At 51.2% G+C, this 15,430-nt stretch carries 16 protein-coding genes; 11 read left to right on the forward strand and 5 right to left on the reverse strand.

What is annotated here, in order from left to right; translation table 11 throughout:
- The first annotated feature begins 7 nt into the window (after positions 1-7).
- From AB8516_RS18415 to cofC, 7 genes are read left to right on the forward strand one after another with little or no spacing between them, the layout of a single operon-like run.
- Entirely contained in the window at positions 8-1,036 is a 1,029-nt protein-coding gene (locus AB8516_RS18415) for an LLM class flavin-dependent oxidoreductase (protein ID WP_369162642.1), read from the forward strand.
- On the forward strand, positions 1,036-2,115 hold the full coding sequence (locus tag AB8516_RS18420) for a hypothetical protein (protein ID WP_369162643.1): 1,080 nt from the start codon (positions 1,036-1,038) through the stop codon (positions 2,113-2,115). The genes AB8516_RS18415 and AB8516_RS18420 overlap by 1 nt, the downstream gene beginning before the upstream one ends.
- Positions 2,115-2,612, forward strand: a complete 498-nt coding sequence (locus AB8516_RS18425; protein ID WP_369162644.1) for a hypothetical protein — start codon at positions 2,115-2,117, stop codon at positions 2,610-2,612. The genes AB8516_RS18420 and AB8516_RS18425 overlap by 1 nt, the downstream gene beginning before the upstream one ends.
- 11 nt (positions 2,613-2,623) lie before the next feature.
- Positions 2,624-3,508: a hypothetical protein gene (locus AB8516_RS18430; protein WP_369162645.1), complete on the forward strand. Its 885-nt coding sequence runs from the start codon at positions 2,624-2,626 to the stop codon at positions 3,506-3,508.
- Positions 3,495-4,268, forward strand: a complete 774-nt coding sequence (gene cofE / locus AB8516_RS18435; protein WP_369162646.1) for a coenzyme F420-0:L-glutamate ligase — start codon at positions 3,495-3,497, stop codon at positions 4,266-4,268. The genes AB8516_RS18430 and cofE overlap by 14 nt, the downstream gene beginning before the upstream one ends.
- The gene (cofD, locus tag AB8516_RS18440) at positions 4,268-5,230 is read left to right on the forward strand and encodes a 2-phospho-L-lactate transferase (protein ID WP_369162647.1); all 963 of its coding nucleotides are present in this window, start codon (positions 4,268-4,270) and stop codon (positions 5,228-5,230) included. Before cofE ends, cofD begins: the two co-directional genes overlap by 1 nt.
- On the forward strand, positions 5,227-5,934 hold the full coding sequence (gene cofC / locus AB8516_RS18445) for a 2-phospho-L-lactate guanylyltransferase (RefSeq protein ID WP_369162648.1): 708 nt from the start codon (positions 5,227-5,229) through the stop codon (positions 5,932-5,934). The genes cofD and cofC overlap by 4 nt, the downstream gene beginning before the upstream one ends.
- A gap of 24 nt (positions 5,935-5,958) precedes the next feature.
- Here cofC and thiS read toward each other — a convergent pair whose 3' ends face one another.
- The gene (thiS, locus tag AB8516_RS18450; protein WP_369162649.1) at positions 5,959-6,159 is read right to left on the reverse strand and encodes a sulfur carrier protein ThiS; all 201 of its coding nucleotides are present in this window, start codon (positions 6,157-6,159) and stop codon (positions 5,959-5,961) included.
- Positions 6,160-6,752: 593 nt separating this feature from the next.
- On the opposite strand from thiS, the gene AB8516_RS18455 reads away from it, so the two are divergent.
- From AB8516_RS18455 to AB8516_RS18470, 4 genes are all read left to right on the forward strand, one after another.
- On the forward strand, positions 6,753-7,928 hold the full coding sequence (locus AB8516_RS18455) for an acyl-CoA dehydrogenase (RefSeq protein WP_369162650.1): 1,176 nt from the start codon (positions 6,753-6,755) through the stop codon (positions 7,926-7,928).
- Between the two features lie 86 nt (positions 7,929-8,014).
- Complete coding sequence (locus AB8516_RS18460; RefSeq protein WP_369162651.1) at positions 8,015-8,965, forward strand: MBL fold metallo-hydrolase; 951 nt, start codon at positions 8,015-8,017, stop codon at positions 8,963-8,965.
- Between the two features lie 15 nt (positions 8,966-8,980).
- Positions 8,981-9,910 (forward strand): MBL fold metallo-hydrolase, encoded by a 930-nt coding sequence (locus AB8516_RS18465; protein ID WP_369162652.1) that lies wholly within the window; start codon positions 8,981-8,983, stop codon positions 9,908-9,910.
- Positions 9,911-9,938: 28 nt separating this feature from the next.
- Positions 9,939-10,496, forward strand: a complete 558-nt coding sequence (locus AB8516_RS18470; protein ID WP_369162653.1) for a hypothetical protein — start codon at positions 9,939-9,941, stop codon at positions 10,494-10,496.
- 145 nt (positions 10,497-10,641) lie between these two features.
- Here the strand turns inward: AB8516_RS18470 and AB8516_RS18475 are convergent, their stop codons facing one another.
- From AB8516_RS18475 to AB8516_RS18490, 4 genes are all read right to left on the reverse strand, one after another.
- The gene (locus tag AB8516_RS18475) at positions 10,642-11,814 is read right to left on the reverse strand and encodes a M24 family metallopeptidase (protein WP_369162654.1); all 1,173 of its coding nucleotides are present in this window, start codon (positions 11,812-11,814) and stop codon (positions 10,642-10,644) included.
- Positions 11,793-12,731, reverse strand: coding sequence for a ketopantoate reductase family protein (locus AB8516_RS18480; RefSeq protein WP_369162655.1), 939 nt, complete (start codon positions 12,729-12,731; stop codon positions 11,793-11,795). The genes AB8516_RS18475 and AB8516_RS18480 overlap by 22 nt, the downstream gene beginning before the upstream one ends.
- Before the next feature lie 22 nt (positions 12,732-12,753).
- Positions 12,754-13,710 carry a ketopantoate reductase family protein gene (locus AB8516_RS18485; RefSeq protein ID WP_369162656.1) on the reverse strand — a complete coding sequence of 319 codons (957 nt, stop codon included), beginning with the start codon at positions 13,708-13,710 and terminating at the stop codon, positions 12,754-12,756.
- Positions 13,711-14,020: 310 nt separating this feature from the next.
- Positions 14,021-15,019: a helix-turn-helix domain-containing protein gene (locus AB8516_RS18490; protein ID WP_369162657.1), complete on the reverse strand. Its 999-nt coding sequence runs from the start codon at positions 15,017-15,019 to the stop codon at positions 14,021-14,023.
- Positions 15,020-15,430: the final 411 nt, after the last annotated feature.

Genomic DNA, 15,430 nt, shown 5'->3' on the forward strand with positions numbered 1-15,430 from the left:
CTATTTTATGTCTGTCTCATTTGAAATCGGTATCTTACCCAATCGGCCGGTCAGTGAGTGTTTATCGTTGTCCGGGCAAGCCGAGGAGTATGGCTATGGAGGGGTCTGGATTGCCGATTCCCAATGTGTAATGCGGGATGCCTACATACTGCTCTCGCAGATTGCGTTACAGACTTCCCGCATCCGGGTGGGCTCCGGGGTAACCAATGCCATCACCCGGCATCCTGCAGTACTGGCCAACAGCTGGGCAACCTTGCACGAAGTGTCCAATGGAAGAGCGATACTGGGTATCGGTGTGGGCGAAAGTGCCGTTCATACCCTGGGATTCAAACCTGACCGCCTGGCGGCCCTGGAAAATAAGATCACGCTGTTGCGGGCATTGATGAAAGGGCAGGAGGTGGAATATCAGGGATGCCGTTTTCACCTGGCCTGGTGTGATGTGACGGTGCCCATCGTCATGGCCTGTTCAGGTCCAAAATCCCTGCAACTGGGTGGCAGAGTTGCCGACGGCGTGCTGTTCCAGGTGGGAGCCGATCCTGCATTGGTGCGATATGCACTGGATAACATACGCCAAGGTGCTGAACAGGCGGGACGAAGGTTTGAAGAGATTAAACTGTATATGCGCGTCGCAACGGCAGTCTCACCACATCGGGATATGGCCCGGGATCAGATCAAGGGATATGCCTCGGTAGCCGCCGGGACAGTCTTCAAAACAGTTCCTCGTGAGTATTTTTCTGATGATTTGTGGAGCCAGCTCGAAGAGTTTAAAGCGAAATATGACTACTTTGAGCACGGTAGCAATCGGGCCAAACACCAGGCACTGTTGACCGACACGATTATTGATACTGTCTGTATCGCAGGTTCTCCGGAAGAGACGATTCCTCGCTTTAAGGCCATAGCGGATATGGGTGTCGACGCCTTTGTGTGGCCGGCCAATATGGAGGATGCGGGGCATTTTATTCAAACGTTCGCCGATCGGGTGATGCCGGCGTTTGCTGCCGAGGGTCAGGCGATTACAAAGCAGGTGAAACGGTAATGAACAACAACGAGAAGATGTTGGCAAGCGATGCTTTAGGATCCCGGTTATTTGTCATCGGCGGGATGTTGCTGATCGTAGCAGGGATGATTTTCGGCGATCTGTACGCTGTGTTCATATTGCATCCCAATGTGGATCGGATCTCAGCGGCTTTGGCAGGCGCCGCTTCGGCGATATCGAGCCATGACGTTGACACGGTGTGGCGGAATTTCGCTCAACTCGGCGGCTACCTTGAAAATGCCGGGACCAAGAAGGATACCCATGTTCATATTATCCAGGTTGGTTACCTGGCACTGCTGTTAGCGTTTCTGCAATCCCGGGTTCGTTTGAATGATCGTTTGAAAGTAGTGCTTGCACGCCTGTTTTTGGCTATGGCCGTGGTGTTGCCGGTATCCATTTTTCTGATTCACTATGTTGGCCTGGTCTACAGTCCGTTGGAAAGCATCGGATGGGCCAGCATCAGCGCTGACCTCTCTGGATTGATTTTGGCCTTCATTGTCCTGATTCAGCTATGGGGGCTCATGGGAAGTGCAAGGAGTCGACCTGAGGCAGCTCCCTTCTCTCCCTCATTGGGTGAAATCGGCTGGCTGTTACTGAAGGGTGGGGCTGTGTTGGTCCTGCTTGGGTTTTTATTTGGCGCCTGGTACGCAGGGGTGCAAATGCAAACGCATGAAGCACGCGAACTGGTCACCCTGAAAGAGATCATCGGGCAGGCGCATGGTGCGGATCAGGCAGCTACCGATCAATCCCTTCTGGCCTATGGCCGGTTACAGGGAGAGCGGGCGGTGTCTATAGCTGCTCATGCCCATATGGTGGAATTCGGCATTTTGGCGATGATGACATCGTTGATCCAGCCGTTCGTCTATTTGTCCCTGGCCTGGCGCCGCCGCATGGCTGTGTTGTTGCTCACCGGTGGAGCCTTGTTGCCGGTTGCCGTCTATGCCGAGATCTGGTTTGGATTATTGGCAGGCGGGGTTGCGGATATTGCCGGTTTGCTGGTCATCATCGCATTGACGGGTATGTTGGCGGGAGTCTTGCGTCATACGGGAGCCCTCGATAGCCAAGGGAGCCAAGCCTGATGAGCGCTACACAAAAACTCTTGACCTTAGCCGGCCTGGGTCTGGTCGCAATCAGTATGCTGTATGGTTTTTATTACGCCGTGTTCGATGAACATCAGACACTGGAAAAGATCGGTTTCTCTATGGCCAATGGTTTTGCCAAGGCGGCAGAGGGCGATCTTGCTGCGGCACAGACATCCCTGCAAGCCTATGCCGAAATCCGAATTGAGTATCTTCGGGAAGTGCACGGCCATGGCCATATGGCTGCGTTGGGCACCTTACTGATACTGATGGGGTTGTTTATTGATCACGTTATCAGGTCGCAGGCAAAGCGCTTATTGATTTCGTGGATGATGGTTGTTGGTGCGGTTTTGTTGCCGCTCGGTGCATGGCTCGATGTTTTAGTGCGGGCCCCTGTTCCTAAAGTGTTATCCGTGGCCGGTGCCTCCTGTCTTGTGCTGGGTATGGTGGGCGTGATTTTCAGCCTGTTATTCACCGCAACTGAAAACAATGATTGAGGTGTTCGGCCATGAGCAGGCATCTTCTGCTTGGCTTCCGAGCCTTTGATGCCCATGAGCTGCTGTGTCATTTCGCAGCCAGAGAGGCCGGTTACTATCAGAGCAGGGGATTGCGCATCTCACTACGGGATTTGACGTTTGATGGCCGGGCGCAGTCCTCGTTGCCATGTTTAAGTACTGCTTGTGCGGCGGGTCTGATGGAAATCCTGCAAGGGGTGGAGAGGCGATTGCTCTTGGTCGCCATGCGGCGACCGCTGTTCTGGCTTTACGGAGGATCCAACACAGAGAAGCTGGAGCAACTGGATGGTGGGCGGATTGCCGGCTATGTTGATTCTTCACCGCCTGCCCGTTTTTTAACCTGGAGACTGGCTGATGTTTCGTTTGATCAATATCCTGCCATCGATCCCGTGCGCGACGATCTGATGCGTCTTGGCTTGTTGTTGTCGGGGGAAGTTGATGCCGGCCTGTTCAGTTCTGCCGTGAGTCCTGCCTATTTGGAGGAGTTGGGCCTGAATAATCTGATCTCACCAGCTGACTTGCCGGAGTTTCCCACAACGGGTCTGACCACAGAGCGTTGGGTGATAGAGCGTTTTCCCGAATTGGTGGACGATATGGTGGCAGCCCATGCCGAAGCGATAGCGCTGTTACATGATGATGATTTCCTGGCTTCGGTGTTAGAACAACTCAACATACTGGGTGGTTCAGCCGGACTGACTTCAAACCTTCGCCGCGCATTGACTGATGATGGGCGTATTGCCGAAACATTTGATCAATCCCCACTCCTGAGGCACCTGGCTCACAGCATGTGCAGAGAGACTATAAAACCCGATTCCTCGACAATTTTTGATTTTACAGCCTTGAACAGGTTTCTTGAGTCGAATCATGATTGCCCATAACAATCATCACAATATTCAATTCCTGGCACTGGGTAATATCCCGTTAATCATGCCGGGGGACGATCTGGCATCGATTCTAGTAACAGCCATGCAGGATCACGGACCGGCATGGCAGGATAAGGATATCCTGGTGGTCGCTCAAAAGATCGTCTCCAAGGCGGAGGGGCGATACGTAAAGTTGGACAGGGTGCAGCCCTCTGCCGAGGCCCTTCGTTTGGCTCAGGTGTGTTTAAAAGACCCACGCCTGGTGGAATTGATACTCAGGGAATCGCTGTATGTGGTGCGGGCAGTGCCCCATGTGTTGATTGTCAGGCATCGTCTCGGTCATGTCAGCGCAAATGCCGCTATCGACCACTCCAACATAGATGACGGTCATCAACAGGTATTGCTTTTACCCGAAGACCCGGATGCCAGTGCACATGCCTTGCGGGAGAGTATTAAGCAACAGACTGGCCTTACCCTCGGTGTGGTAATCAATGACAGCTTCGGCAGGCCCTGGAGGATGGGTACCTGCGGTGTATGCATCGGTAGCTCAGGTATTGTGACGTTAAAGGATTATAGGGGTGCGCAGGATCTATCGGGTCAACCACTGGAGGTAACCGAAGTGGCATGGGGGGACGAATTGGCAGCAGCGGCTTCCCTGTTGATGGGGGCTGCCAACGAGGGCAGGCCTGCAGTGATCGTTCGTGGTCTTTCCATCACTGGCTCGGGAGACAGCAGTGATTTAATCCGTCCATTGGACAAGGACCTTTTTTTATAATGTCGCAAAACAAAAAAAAGTATCTGGCACTTTGTGGTGGTGTCGGTGGCGCGAAACTGGCATTGGGTTTAAGTCGGGTGCTTGAACCCGGTTGTCTTACCATCGTGGTAAACACCGGTGATGATTTCGAGCATCTGGGGCTATTGATATGCCCAGATATAGACACTGTCACATACACTTTGAGTGGAGTGGTTGAATCCCGGCAAGGATGGGGAAGGGCGGATGAAAGTTGGAATGTGCTCGATCAGGTTGAGCGACTGGGCGGTGAGACATGGTTTCGCCTGGGTGATAAAGATATTGCCTTGCACCTGGTGCGTCGTTCGTTGCTGGCACAAGGGCTCTCCCTGAGTGAAGTGACTGCACGCATCACGCGATCACTGGCGATCGATCATGCAATCATCCCCATGAGCGATGACCCGATACGAACCGAAGTAGTGGTGGATGGCGGTGTGATGTCATTCCAGCATTACTTCGTCAAAAAGCGTTGCCAGCCCAGGATTTTTGGTATTCGATATGACGGAGTGGAGAAGGCGAAAACCTCATCAGGTTTTATCGGCGCATTGAATGACAAGGAACTGGCCGGCGTGATTATCTGTCCGTCAAATCCCTTTTTAAGTATCGATCCTCTGCTGGCATTGCCGGGTGTCAGTGAGTTATTGCGAACGTTATCAGTCCCGGTCGTTGCAGTCTCCCCTATCGTTGGCGGTCGGGCGATCAAAGGGCCAACAGCAAAAATAATGCAAGAGCTGGATATGCCGGTAACACAGGAGGCCATTGCGGATCACTATCAAGGTCTGGTTTCGGGGCTGATGATCGATTCAGTCGACAAGGCGACAGCCTCAGAACTGAATAAGAGATTGGCCGTGCACACGAGTGATACCGTGATGACAAACACCACGCAGAAAGTCGCCTTGGCAAATCAATGCCTGGCATTCATTGATTCCCTGGATAAGAGCTCATGAGTGAGATTTGGGCCTTGGTGCCACTGAAAACCCTGGCGCAAGTTAAGAAACGCCTCGCACCTGCGCTGACTGCGGAATTACGCAGAGAATTGGTGCTGGCAATGGCACAAGATGTAGTTTCAGCACTGCTTGGTGTTGATCTCATCACACGTGTCTTGCTGGTAACCAATGAATCGAGTGCAACGCATTCATTCACAGCCATGGGAGCGGATATTTTTGAACCTGAACGGTTGGGGGAGTTGAATCCGGAACTGGAGCAGGCGGCAGCTTATGCGAAATCACAGGGCGCCGAAGTGGTTCTGATAGTCCACGCTGACCTGCCCTTGCTGACCGCATTGGCTGTGCGGGAGTTCGTTACTACTGCTTCACCCGCTATTCCCAAGGCAGCGGCCTGTAAAGCCGGTGCCGGAACCAATTTGTTGCTAACGGGTCTCCCACTGAAATTTCCGCTTGTTTTTGGATGCGACAGCCTGAGTGGCTTCAGACAAAAGTTTACTGCGCTTAACAGGAAAATGGATGTGGTCATGCATCCATTGCTCGCCTTGGATATTGATACGCCGGATGATTTGCAAACTCTCTTGAGTAAAATCAAAAAGGGTGATCCTGTTGGAAAAGCAACAAAAGAACTATTACTCAGGGAAACGCTTGATCGGGATAAGATTATGATGGAAACCAAGCGCTGGAGATTTACACGGACCTGTTAACAGAACCTGGTGAAAAGAATGAGGTTAGCCTCCGCCTAACATTTGAAAAGTCATTACTGCGTCACCCTCTTTCAACTTACACTCAGACCAAGTTTGGTTACAGACAATCCGGTTGTTTAATGCAATTACCGTGTTGGGCTCGAATGGGGGTAGTTGCTCGATCAAGCTGGCAAGAGATGTATTGTCCGGCAGTTGATGGGGCACGTCGTTCAGGGTGATATTCATGGGATGACCATACCGGCTGGATATTATGTAGGATGGATTACCTCATATTAGGACTTGTTGTATTAGATATTAATATACTAGTAGTTGGAAAAAACGTCTATACAATTGGCCGCTTGTCCACATAAATGAATTCTAAGCGTGATGATAAGTCGATAGCAAAACCCTTCGTCTACAGAATCCTGTCACCATGCAGGAAATGCACAAAGACAGTGACTGTTCTGTCATTTAATCAGATACACGGATGGCATGGAAGGTGCATTCTACAGCCTATTCAGGCTGGTAATCAGAATCTGTTGCACTACTAGTCAATGGCCACGCTTTGTCAGGCAAGACGGTTTTGCAATGCCAAAATAGGCTGAACTAAAGAGCCCTTTGTTGAATAAAATTTCCTTGGTGTTTTTTTCAGCGGCTCGAGTAATGCGTTAGTGGTGCTGTTGGAGGTGTATCTGCTAATCGTTGCCTCGCTATTACCTAATCAGTACCAGGTGTAGGAAAATCCATTGAAGAAAGATGCTGTTTTTTGTCCTTTCTCTGGGATTGATCGTAACAGGTATTAGGTTACCTCAGTTTTTAAATTGCCGGAGATTCTTGCTATGGCCGCCCTGCCCAATTGGGACGATATATTTCTTCTTGAGAAACAACTCGATGCTGATGAGCGCCTGGTTCGCGACACAGCGTATGAGTATTGCCAGGATAACCTCATACCAAGAGTGCTGAGCGCCAATCGGGATGAACGTTTCGATCAAGAAATACTTTCTGAGATGGGTGAGCTGGGTCTTCTGGGTGTAACGATCGATGGTTACGGTTGTGCTGGGCTGAACTATGTCAGTTATGGTCTTATTGCCCGCGAAGTTGAACGGGTGGATTCGGGTTATCGCTCTGCGATGAGTGTGCAGTCAAGCCTGGTCATGCATCCAATCAATGCTTATGGCAGCGAAGATCAAAAAGCGAAGTATTTGCCCAAGCTTGCGACAGCTGAGCTGATCGGCTGTTTTGGGCTTACAGAGCCGGATGCCGGGTCAGACCCAGGCGGAATGAAATCACGGGCAAAAAAAGTGGATGGCGGTTATCGTCTCAACGGTAGCAAAACATGGATCACCAATTCATCCATTGCTGATTTGTTTGTGGTCTGGGCGAAGGATGATGAGGATGTGATACGAGGCTTTCTTCTGGAGAAGGGTATGCAAGGATTGAGTGCACCCAAGATAGATGGCAAGTTCAGTCTGCGTGCATCCGTTACCGGAATGATCATGATGAATGATGTATTCGTACCGGACGAAAACGTTTTTCCCGAGATAACTGGTCTAAAGGGGCCTTTCGGCTGTCTCAATCGGGCCCGTTACGGAATTGCCTGGGGTTCCATGGGTGCTGCCGAAGCCTGCTGGCATGCCGCCCGCCAATATACCCTGGAGCGTAAACAGTTTGGTCGCCCTCTTGCCGCCACCCAGTTGGTGCAAACCAAACTCGCCAATATGCAGACAGAGATCGCACTTGGATTGCAAGCGGCGCTAAGGGTTGGCCGGATCATGGATGAAGGGATGTGGGATCCCACCATGATTTCGCTGATCAAGCGCAATAATTGCGGAAAGGCTTTGGACATCGCGCGTCACGCAAGAGATATGCACGGTGGTAACGGTATTGCCGATGAATACCATGTGATCAGGCATATGATGAATCTTGAGGCGGTTAATACCTACGAAGGCACCTATGACATTCATGGATTGATCCTAGGTCGGGCGCAGACAGGTATTCAGGCTTTTACCGGGTAGCTTTCGATTTGGACAGTTGTACTGGATGGTTGAGGCCGGTTACGGCGGATATCCATCGATACTGAAACCATGACTGGAGAGCGACTATGATGGCTGATGAATGTCAACCAGGAGACAGTGTCCTCAAAGAGGACGCGCCATGTGAACATTGCGGGATCTTTACCCTGGGCGGCAATATCCCGATCCAGGGGGCATGGCGGGACATCGCTTATACACCCGTGAGAGATAATATCTGGTCTGTCAGTGAGGGCATCTATCGTTCTATATTCCTTAAGGGACGCAAGGGTGTGGTCGCCTTCGATACCCTGACGACACCAGGTACGGCGCGTGCCTATGCCGCATCAGTGGGAAGAGTCTTTCCACGTAACCCAATCCATACCATCGTCTATTCCCATGATCATCTGGACCACACCGGCTATGCTGAGGATATGGCGCCTGAAGCCCACATTATTGCTCATGAGTTGTGCGATAAAGTTGTGCGCAGGCGACAATCGGACGGACAGTTGGCGGCAACGGAAACTTTTGTCGATGAGCGTAAGGCATTCAATATAGACGGCGTCGATTTTGAGCTGATCTACCCCGGACCCACTCATGGGGATGGGAATATCGCCGCCTATTTCCCTCAAAGCAAACTGTTGTTCATGGTGGATACAGTGATTCCAGGTGTCGGCTACACCTTTTTTCCAGACTGGCACCTGGCACCCTATGTACCGGTGATGAAACGCTTGCTCAGCCTCGATTGGGATCTGTTTGTTCCAGGGCATTTCTGGATCACTGATCGCCAGGGATTCATCGATAATCTCGCCTATTACGACCGAATGGCTGATATTGCACAACAGGCCATTTTCGACGATCTCGATCCGAATAACTTCGCCGAGGTGCAAAAGTACACTGAAATGAATCTACGTAGTGAGTTTGGAGAATTGTTTCGCTTTCAAGAGTACTGCGCCATGAATTTATCCCGTTATATGCAGCACTATTTAACCGGTGGCTGGGGAATTGAAGGTAACTGGCAACCCGATACTACACCGCTTTAAGCAAAGGGGATCGTTATGGAGGAACTGAATACCGGAATCTTTACCCATGACGGTGCCAGGCAGTATCTGGAACGTGAACCTGAATTGCATGTCGATCAGCTGTCGACAAGAATCTGGACGATTTGCGACGATGTACGGCGGACGCTGTTTATCGAAGCCGATAACAGTGTTATCGCCTTTGATACATTGGCTACACCTGGTGCTGCCCGGGCCTATCGAAAGGCTATTGCCGCAACAATACCCAATAAGCCTGTACAGACCATTATCTACACGCATGATCATTTGGATCATGCCGGGTTTGCTGCAGATCTGGCGCCGGATGCCGAAATTATCGCCGATGAAATGTGTGCCAAGGTCATCGAATTACGAAAGGCCAAAGGACAATTGCCGCCAACCCAATGTTTGTCGGGCAATCGTAACCGTCTCACGATTGACGGTTTTGAATTGATGCTGCTGAATCCCGGTCCAATCCATGGCACAGGCAATCTGGGCGCTTATTTCGAGCACGAAAAAATTCTCTTTTCATCAGATACATTGTTACCCAATGCGCGTTACGGATTGCTACCTGATTACCACATCTGGAATCTGGTCAGATTCATGCGGGAGTTCCAGCAGCTTGACTGGACCACTTTCGTGCCGGGCCGGTATGAGGTGACGGATCGCGCCCGGTTTGATAAAGGCTGTGACTTCTTCATAGCGGTCAAGGCCGCAGCCCAACAGGCTTTCGCGGAATTCGTACCCATCTGGGAATTGGATGCCATGGAGGCGTATGTGGGCGGCAAGCTACGTGAGCAGTTTGGTGATCTTGAGGGTTTTGATGAAAACATCGGTCTCATCGCTCTGCGGATTGTACATCACTATCTGATGGGTGGGTGGGGCCTTGAGGATACCTGGAATCCGGGAGTGCTCCTGGCGGATTCCTTAAATGATCCGATAGCAGAGTGAACGGATTGTCCGCATGAGGAATCTGTAAATGAGTATCTGGTCAGAAATGGATCAGGCAAGCAAATCATTCATATCCGGTTTTTTCAATGAATATGGTATTCGTATAATCAATATCACCAAGGGTGAAGACATCCGCAAAGATGAGGTCAGTCATGTGGAAATCGTCTTCGCTGCGGAGACCGATAGCGATGGCAAGGACACTGTGGTCTCCTTCAAGCTGACGGGACAAGCTTCGGATCTACATCGTTATATCTCCAGCATAGATTGTTCAACAAACCCCATTCTCGACTTGACGGCTTCAGGAGAGAAACTGGTGGCTGGAGCAGTCAGGGGACGATTATGGCATTTCGTCAATACCATCAGCCCTCGCGTTGCCAAGATTCATAAAGAACAATCGATATTGGCAACCCGCCCTTTGGGTAAAACCTTTATCCTAAACAATAAAACTCAGTTTAAAGTACTGAAAGATGATGGTGAGGGACATCTCACTATCGGCATTATCGATGGAGACGTCGTCAGGGAAGCCAAACTTTCGGCCAATGATCTGCTGGATGGCCTGTATGTTGGGATGATTGCGCCTGCCTGACGGAAAAGCTGTTTTCGCATTCACTGAGTGCATCGTCATGATTAATCATGACGACGTCAGGGTGGTTTGTTGTTATTTCTGAATTCCCGAGAAAGGGCAACCCAATAAGGGATATATGTTCGAGAATTAACCGTTTCAAGTAAGATTAGAAACTTGTCTCTCCACCCTCGTACCATTTCACCGGTACACTGGAAAGGGCTTCCCCTCCATCCCTGCCGACTCTGTAGGTCTCTTGAAAGTACAGCGAGTGAGTGCGGTCTTCAGTCATAAAATGGGGATGCATTGAGCAGACCATGTTCTCCGGCAGGATAAAGTCAAACCCTTCTCCGATACGCGGCATCTCGATCATGGTCATGCCGATGGAGTGACCGCAGACATGACCGGAGCGATAGCCTCGATCGAAGATGGGCTTCATACACGCCTTGGCAATCGATTCTGCATTGTTGCCCGCCTTCATATGCTCCTTGGCAAGTTCATGGAACTCCTGATAGGCCAGCATCATCTCCTGCATGGTCTTGTCGAGCCCGTTCGGGGCCAGCACGCGGGAAAACTCTACCCAATGACCACCTTCGCCGGAGATTTCCAGGCCGTACATCAAAGCATCGCTGTCCCGGACAGGGCGTTGGCTTGGGAACACCATCTGCGGGGTTAGGGATCCCGCTGGGCCGGTCAAAACCATATCCATGGTATTGCGGCCGCAACCGCGAGAGGCGAAGACATGTTCGGCCACACCCATCAATTCCGCCTCGGTTTTTCCGGGGGCATAGGCTTGGATGACCTTCAATACCCCCTCTTTGTTGACCGCCATGGAATGGCGTACTGATGCCAGTTCTTCTTCGCTTTTTTGGGCGCGTGCATAATCGAAGGGTATTTCAAAGTCGACAAGCGTGAAATCACAGGCTGCAAGGGACGAGTAATCGCGTACATTGATGATGTACTCGAGACCGTAGATGCCCACCTGTTTGGCATGCCTGGCTTTCAGGTAATCGGCCATCCAGTCCCCGCAATGAGAGGGGAATTCCCGCTGCTGCAGAAAAGTCGCACTGTGATCGCCTACCCAAGTGGCTTCCCGCGGGAAGACGCAGACAGGCTCGCCTTCCAGAGGGATGACCACGTATGCGTAGCGATGCAGAATATGGAATCCGCACATATAACGTACAGCGCCCTCAAAGCCGCTGTATTCACTGCCACTGACAATCAGGTGGTCCAGGCCGTGTTTTTCCATGGCGGCGCGAATGTTGTCATAGCGGCGTTCGATCTCCGCCTTGCTGGGGCGATACGGGTTGCTGTGGTCGGTCATGGTTTCAGGTTCCTCCATTCATCCTCGCGCCAGGAGTATTCCAGGCCTTTGATGATATCGGTCATCGCCTCGTTCAGTGGTGTGGGAATGCCGATTTCCTTGCCGATGCGTGCGATGCCGCCATTGAGGGCATCGATCTCCGTGCCTCGCATGTTGAGTACATCGGTAAGCATACTGGGCGGGTGTTGATAGGCTTTTTCCCGACCATAGTCCAGTAAGGCATCGGGATCGCTATCCAATGTGACGCCCAAGGCCGCAGCTATGGCCTTACCCTCGTTGACCAGTTCACGCATGATACGACGAACGCCGGGTTGATCACAGGCCACTCCATGAGGCAATCGAGTGAGCGCACCCATGGCGTTGGATGCCGAATTGAAGATCAGTTTGGTCCAGAGCGCGCCACGCGCGTCCTCCATTGGTACGATATCGGCGCCACCACGGTTAAGCGCATCAGCCAGCTTATTGACTTCATCCATACTGGCGGGTTTAGGCAGAAAAGGGCTGATCCAGCTTTTACCTCCGGTGTCGTGATTCACCACACCTGGTTCGGTGACATGGCCGGCGGGAAACGTGGTGCCGAGAATAACCCTGGGTACATACTCGGCAATGATCTCCTCATTGCCGATGCCGTTTTGCACGGAGCATACCGCGCCATCGAGGAAAATGGGGGCTGTCGCTTCCATGGCGGGACGGGTGTGCAGTGTTTTTGCTGCGATGATGCCGAATTCGCATGCGGGAATTTGAGTGGCGTCAGTACGGGCATTGACGGGCACGACGATGTCAGTCAGTCCGGTCAGTCGAAGACCGCTTTTATTAATGGCATCGACATGTGGCTCGCTAGGGTCATAGGCCCAGACTTCTACATCCTCAAGACGAGCGAGGTGGGCGGCAAACAGACTGCCAATCGCCCCGCATCCGATAATACATACTTTCATGCTTGCCTCGCTTAGTGTTTATTCAACCAGACTTCCAGCTGGACTCGAGTGCCTTGACCAATCGATACAGTGTTTCATTGATTGGTGCGGGTATGCCGGCCTTGGCCGCTTCCCGGACAATGGAGCCGGTAATCCAATCGACCTCCGTCATGCGTTTGGCGCGAACATCCTCCAGCATGGACGGAACATGGGCGTAGTCATCGTTGCCTGTTTGTCCATGGCTGGTGGCCTCGATATTCATTTCCCAGGGGTCCTCGTACAGATTGACACCTCGGGCAGCTGCCACGCGTTTTCCTTCATCCATGGCGGCATGGACCAAGTTGCCGAGATCCTTGATTTCACTGCAAGCCGCAAATGCCTTCACATGTGGAAGATCGGATAATGCAGCGACTGAATTCACCACCGCGTTGAAGATCAATTTTGACCATTGGGCCGGTTGCAGGTCAGGGAAGGCCTCGGCCTTCAGTCCGGAACGGTTAATCAGTGCTTCGACCTCTTTTACTTGTTGGTATCGAGCATTGCCTTCGGCCCATGGACCTAACCAGGTAGCCGTATCAAGCTCATATTCGACATGGGTATCGGAATGACGAAATCCGCTCATAAAGGTGACAGCGGAGATAATCGGCCAGTTACCATATTGGGCCACGAGCGCTTCGCATCCCAGCCCGTTTTGAACCGTCATTACCATGGCGTTGGGAAAGTGACCCTCAATGCGGCGGGCACTCTCTTCGACCGCATTGGCCTTGGTTGCGATAATGATCAAATCCACCTCGCCCAGATCGGCAGGATCGGTGGATGCGATGATTCTGCTGTGTAGATCGGATTTTCCACTGACCCGCAATCCCTTTTTAACGAGGTCGTTCGCGTGGGACTCGCGCCGGGTGAGTACGGTTGATTCGGCGACAGTGCCCAGGTGACCAGCGAAAAGGCTGCCGATAGAGCCTGCACCCAGCACACAGGTGCGTTTTATCGATCTCATTTTCGATGAGTTTCCCTTAGCTTAGGCAACGATCAGCATGGTAACGGTCTGCTGACAGATTCGTGCCTCTTGATTATTCCGGGGCAGAGCAAGAGGGCTAATATTCCCGGGTGATGGATTGTTTTTTGCAGCACACAATTGCAATGCTGATGGTGTGCTGCCAATCAGTTGGAGTCAGGCTAACGATACAGGTGAGGAAATTCTTGTTTAGCAATGCCGGTTATATTGATTGCCAGCGAACTCTCAAACAAAGAAATATTGATATGAAATTTGGATTTGATTGGGTAGATGGCGTCTGTCATCGACAGAATTATTGATCATTCTCGACACTGTCAGATGTTTTGACCTGTTCCAGCAGTTTTTTTCGTAATTTACTGGGTGTGACACTAAAGCGCTCTTTGAAGGCGCGACTAAAATGAGCGGAGTCGTTGAAACCCTTGTCGTAGGCTATTTCACTGATACTTTTTCCAATCATGGAGGCGTCTAAAATATCCTCACGGGCCGACTGCAGTCTGCGCTCCCAAATCCACTTGCATACCGTCGTGCCCGATTGCTTGAATAGATTGTGGAGATGGCGCATGGAAACCGCATTGGCCGATGCTACCTTTGCGGGGGTTAATTCGTGATCTGAGTAGTTCTCTTCGAGATAAGAGAGTATCCGGCACATCCGGGCGGCCTGCACACTGCCTTGCCTGGTCTTGTCCAGGCCGGATTCAGAACGTAATACCGCGCCTATCAATTCAAGGAGCTTGTCGGCAACGGTGTATTGTTCGGTCTCCGAGAGATTATCGCATTCCTCCTCAAGAGATTTTAGGAGTGAAATAACGATATGCACCAAACCATTGCCAGTGTAGATATGAGCACCGAACTCGCATACTTTTCTACCTAACACACGCTCGTGAAACGTCCGGTGCGGAATGCGCAGCAAGAGCCTTTTGCTTTTCTCGGGAAATACAATGGTATAGGGAAGGCCGCCCACCAGGACAGCGATTGAGCCCGGTTCTACTGTAAATTTTGCATCCTCCTGTTCTATTTCACTGATTCCTTCCAGTTGTGTGAGGATCAGAAAGTCAAATGCAGAGTCATCCTCGATATCCTCAAGACGCCTACGCACTGTGAACGGATCGCTTTCTGAAAGGTAGATATTCAGCCTCGCCAACTGGTGGCTGGTTATGGAGTAGTTTTCGAATTCCCCGGTATGCGGATATGCGGAAATGCGAAAAATAGCCCCCGAAGCAGTATTCAGGAGTGAATTGGATTTGCTGTCCTGCGTTAACGAAATATCGCTGGTATCAGTAGCTTTGTTCATGCCCACCTCTATTGATTGGGTTGGGTCTTGGCTCATCGGGGCTCAAATCCATTCAGCATCCCTAACAGCGAAGGTAATAGGGTTTACCCAAGCTGTCAAGGTGGAAAATCTTCAAAAAAAGAAAAGGTTAGCTAGCTGTAGTATGTCAAGGATTGTTACATTCCCGGCTCTGCCTGAATTCCTGTTTGACGTTAAAAAACATGTGCCTATCCCCATCACTTCAGTTCATGCGATGGCGGCCTGTGTCAGAAATAGATCGTGAATTTTTTACCTGTAGCGGGGAGATAGCCGTATAGCAGGTATTTGCGTTGCATTGCACCATTAAGACAGGGCTGCCCAGTGGCTGCACGGCTAGTCAAATGATTGAACCTTGTCAATCAAGATGTTGCTGTGGTTTCAGTTTAGCTTCGT

The sequence above is a fragment of the Candidatus Thiodiazotropha sp. LNASS1 genome (assembly GCF_964212655.1).
Classification (GTDB): Bacteria; Pseudomonadota; Gammaproteobacteria; order Chromatiales; family Chromatiaceae; genus Thiodiazotropha.

Excerpts from the sequence above, each read along its gene's own strand:
- cofC (WP_369162648.1), top strand. The coding sequence starts at position 5,227 with ATGAGTGAGATTTGGGCCTTGGTGCCACTGAAAACCCTGGCGCAAGTT.
- AB8516_RS18465 (WP_369162652.1), top strand. The coding sequence starts at position 8,981 with ATGGAGGAACTGAATACCGGAATCTTTACCCATGACGGTGCCAGGCAG.
- AB8516_RS18430 (WP_369162645.1), top strand. The coding sequence starts at position 2,624 with ATGAGCAGGCATCTTCTGCTTGGCTTCCGAGCCTTTGATGCCCATGAG.
- thiS (WP_369162649.1), bottom strand. The coding sequence starts at position 6,159 with ATGAATATCACCCTGAACGACGTGCCCCATCAACTGCCGGACAATACA.
- AB8516_RS18425 (WP_369162644.1), top strand. The coding sequence starts at position 2,115 with ATGAGCGCTACACAAAAACTCTTGACCTTAGCCGGCCTGGGTCTGGTC.
- AB8516_RS18415 (WP_369162642.1), top strand. The coding sequence starts at position 8 with ATGTCTGTCTCATTTGAAATCGGTATCTTACCCAATCGGCCGGTCAGT.
- AB8516_RS18480 (WP_369162655.1), bottom strand. The coding sequence starts at position 12,731 with ATGAAAGTATGTATTATCGGATGCGGGGCGATTGGCAGTCTGTTTGCC.
- AB8516_RS18455 (WP_369162650.1), top strand. The coding sequence starts at position 6,753 with ATGGCCGCCCTGCCCAATTGGGACGATATATTTCTTCTTGAGAAACAA.
- AB8516_RS18470 (WP_369162653.1), top strand. The coding sequence starts at position 9,939 with ATGAGTATCTGGTCAGAAATGGATCAGGCAAGCAAATCATTCATATCC.
- AB8516_RS18420 (WP_369162643.1), top strand. The coding sequence starts at position 1,036 with ATGAACAACAACGAGAAGATGTTGGCAAGCGATGCTTTAGGATCCCGG.
- AB8516_RS18475 (WP_369162654.1), bottom strand. The coding sequence starts at position 11,814 with ATGGAGGAACCTGAAACCATGACCGACCACAGCAACCCGTATCGCCCC.
- cofE (WP_369162646.1), top strand. The coding sequence starts at position 3,495 with ATGATTGCCCATAACAATCATCACAATATTCAATTCCTGGCACTGGGT.
- AB8516_RS18485 (WP_369162656.1), bottom strand. The coding sequence starts at position 13,710 with ATGAGATCGATAAAACGCACCTGTGTGCTGGGTGCAGGCTCTATCGGC.
- cofD (WP_369162647.1), top strand. The coding sequence starts at position 4,268 with ATGTCGCAAAACAAAAAAAAGTATCTGGCACTTTGTGGTGGTGTCGGT.
- AB8516_RS18490 (WP_369162657.1), bottom strand. The coding sequence starts at position 15,019 with ATGAACAAAGCTACTGATACCAGCGATATTTCGTTAACGCAGGACAGC.
- AB8516_RS18460 (WP_369162651.1), top strand. The coding sequence starts at position 8,015 with ATGATGGCTGATGAATGTCAACCAGGAGACAGTGTCCTCAAAGAGGAC.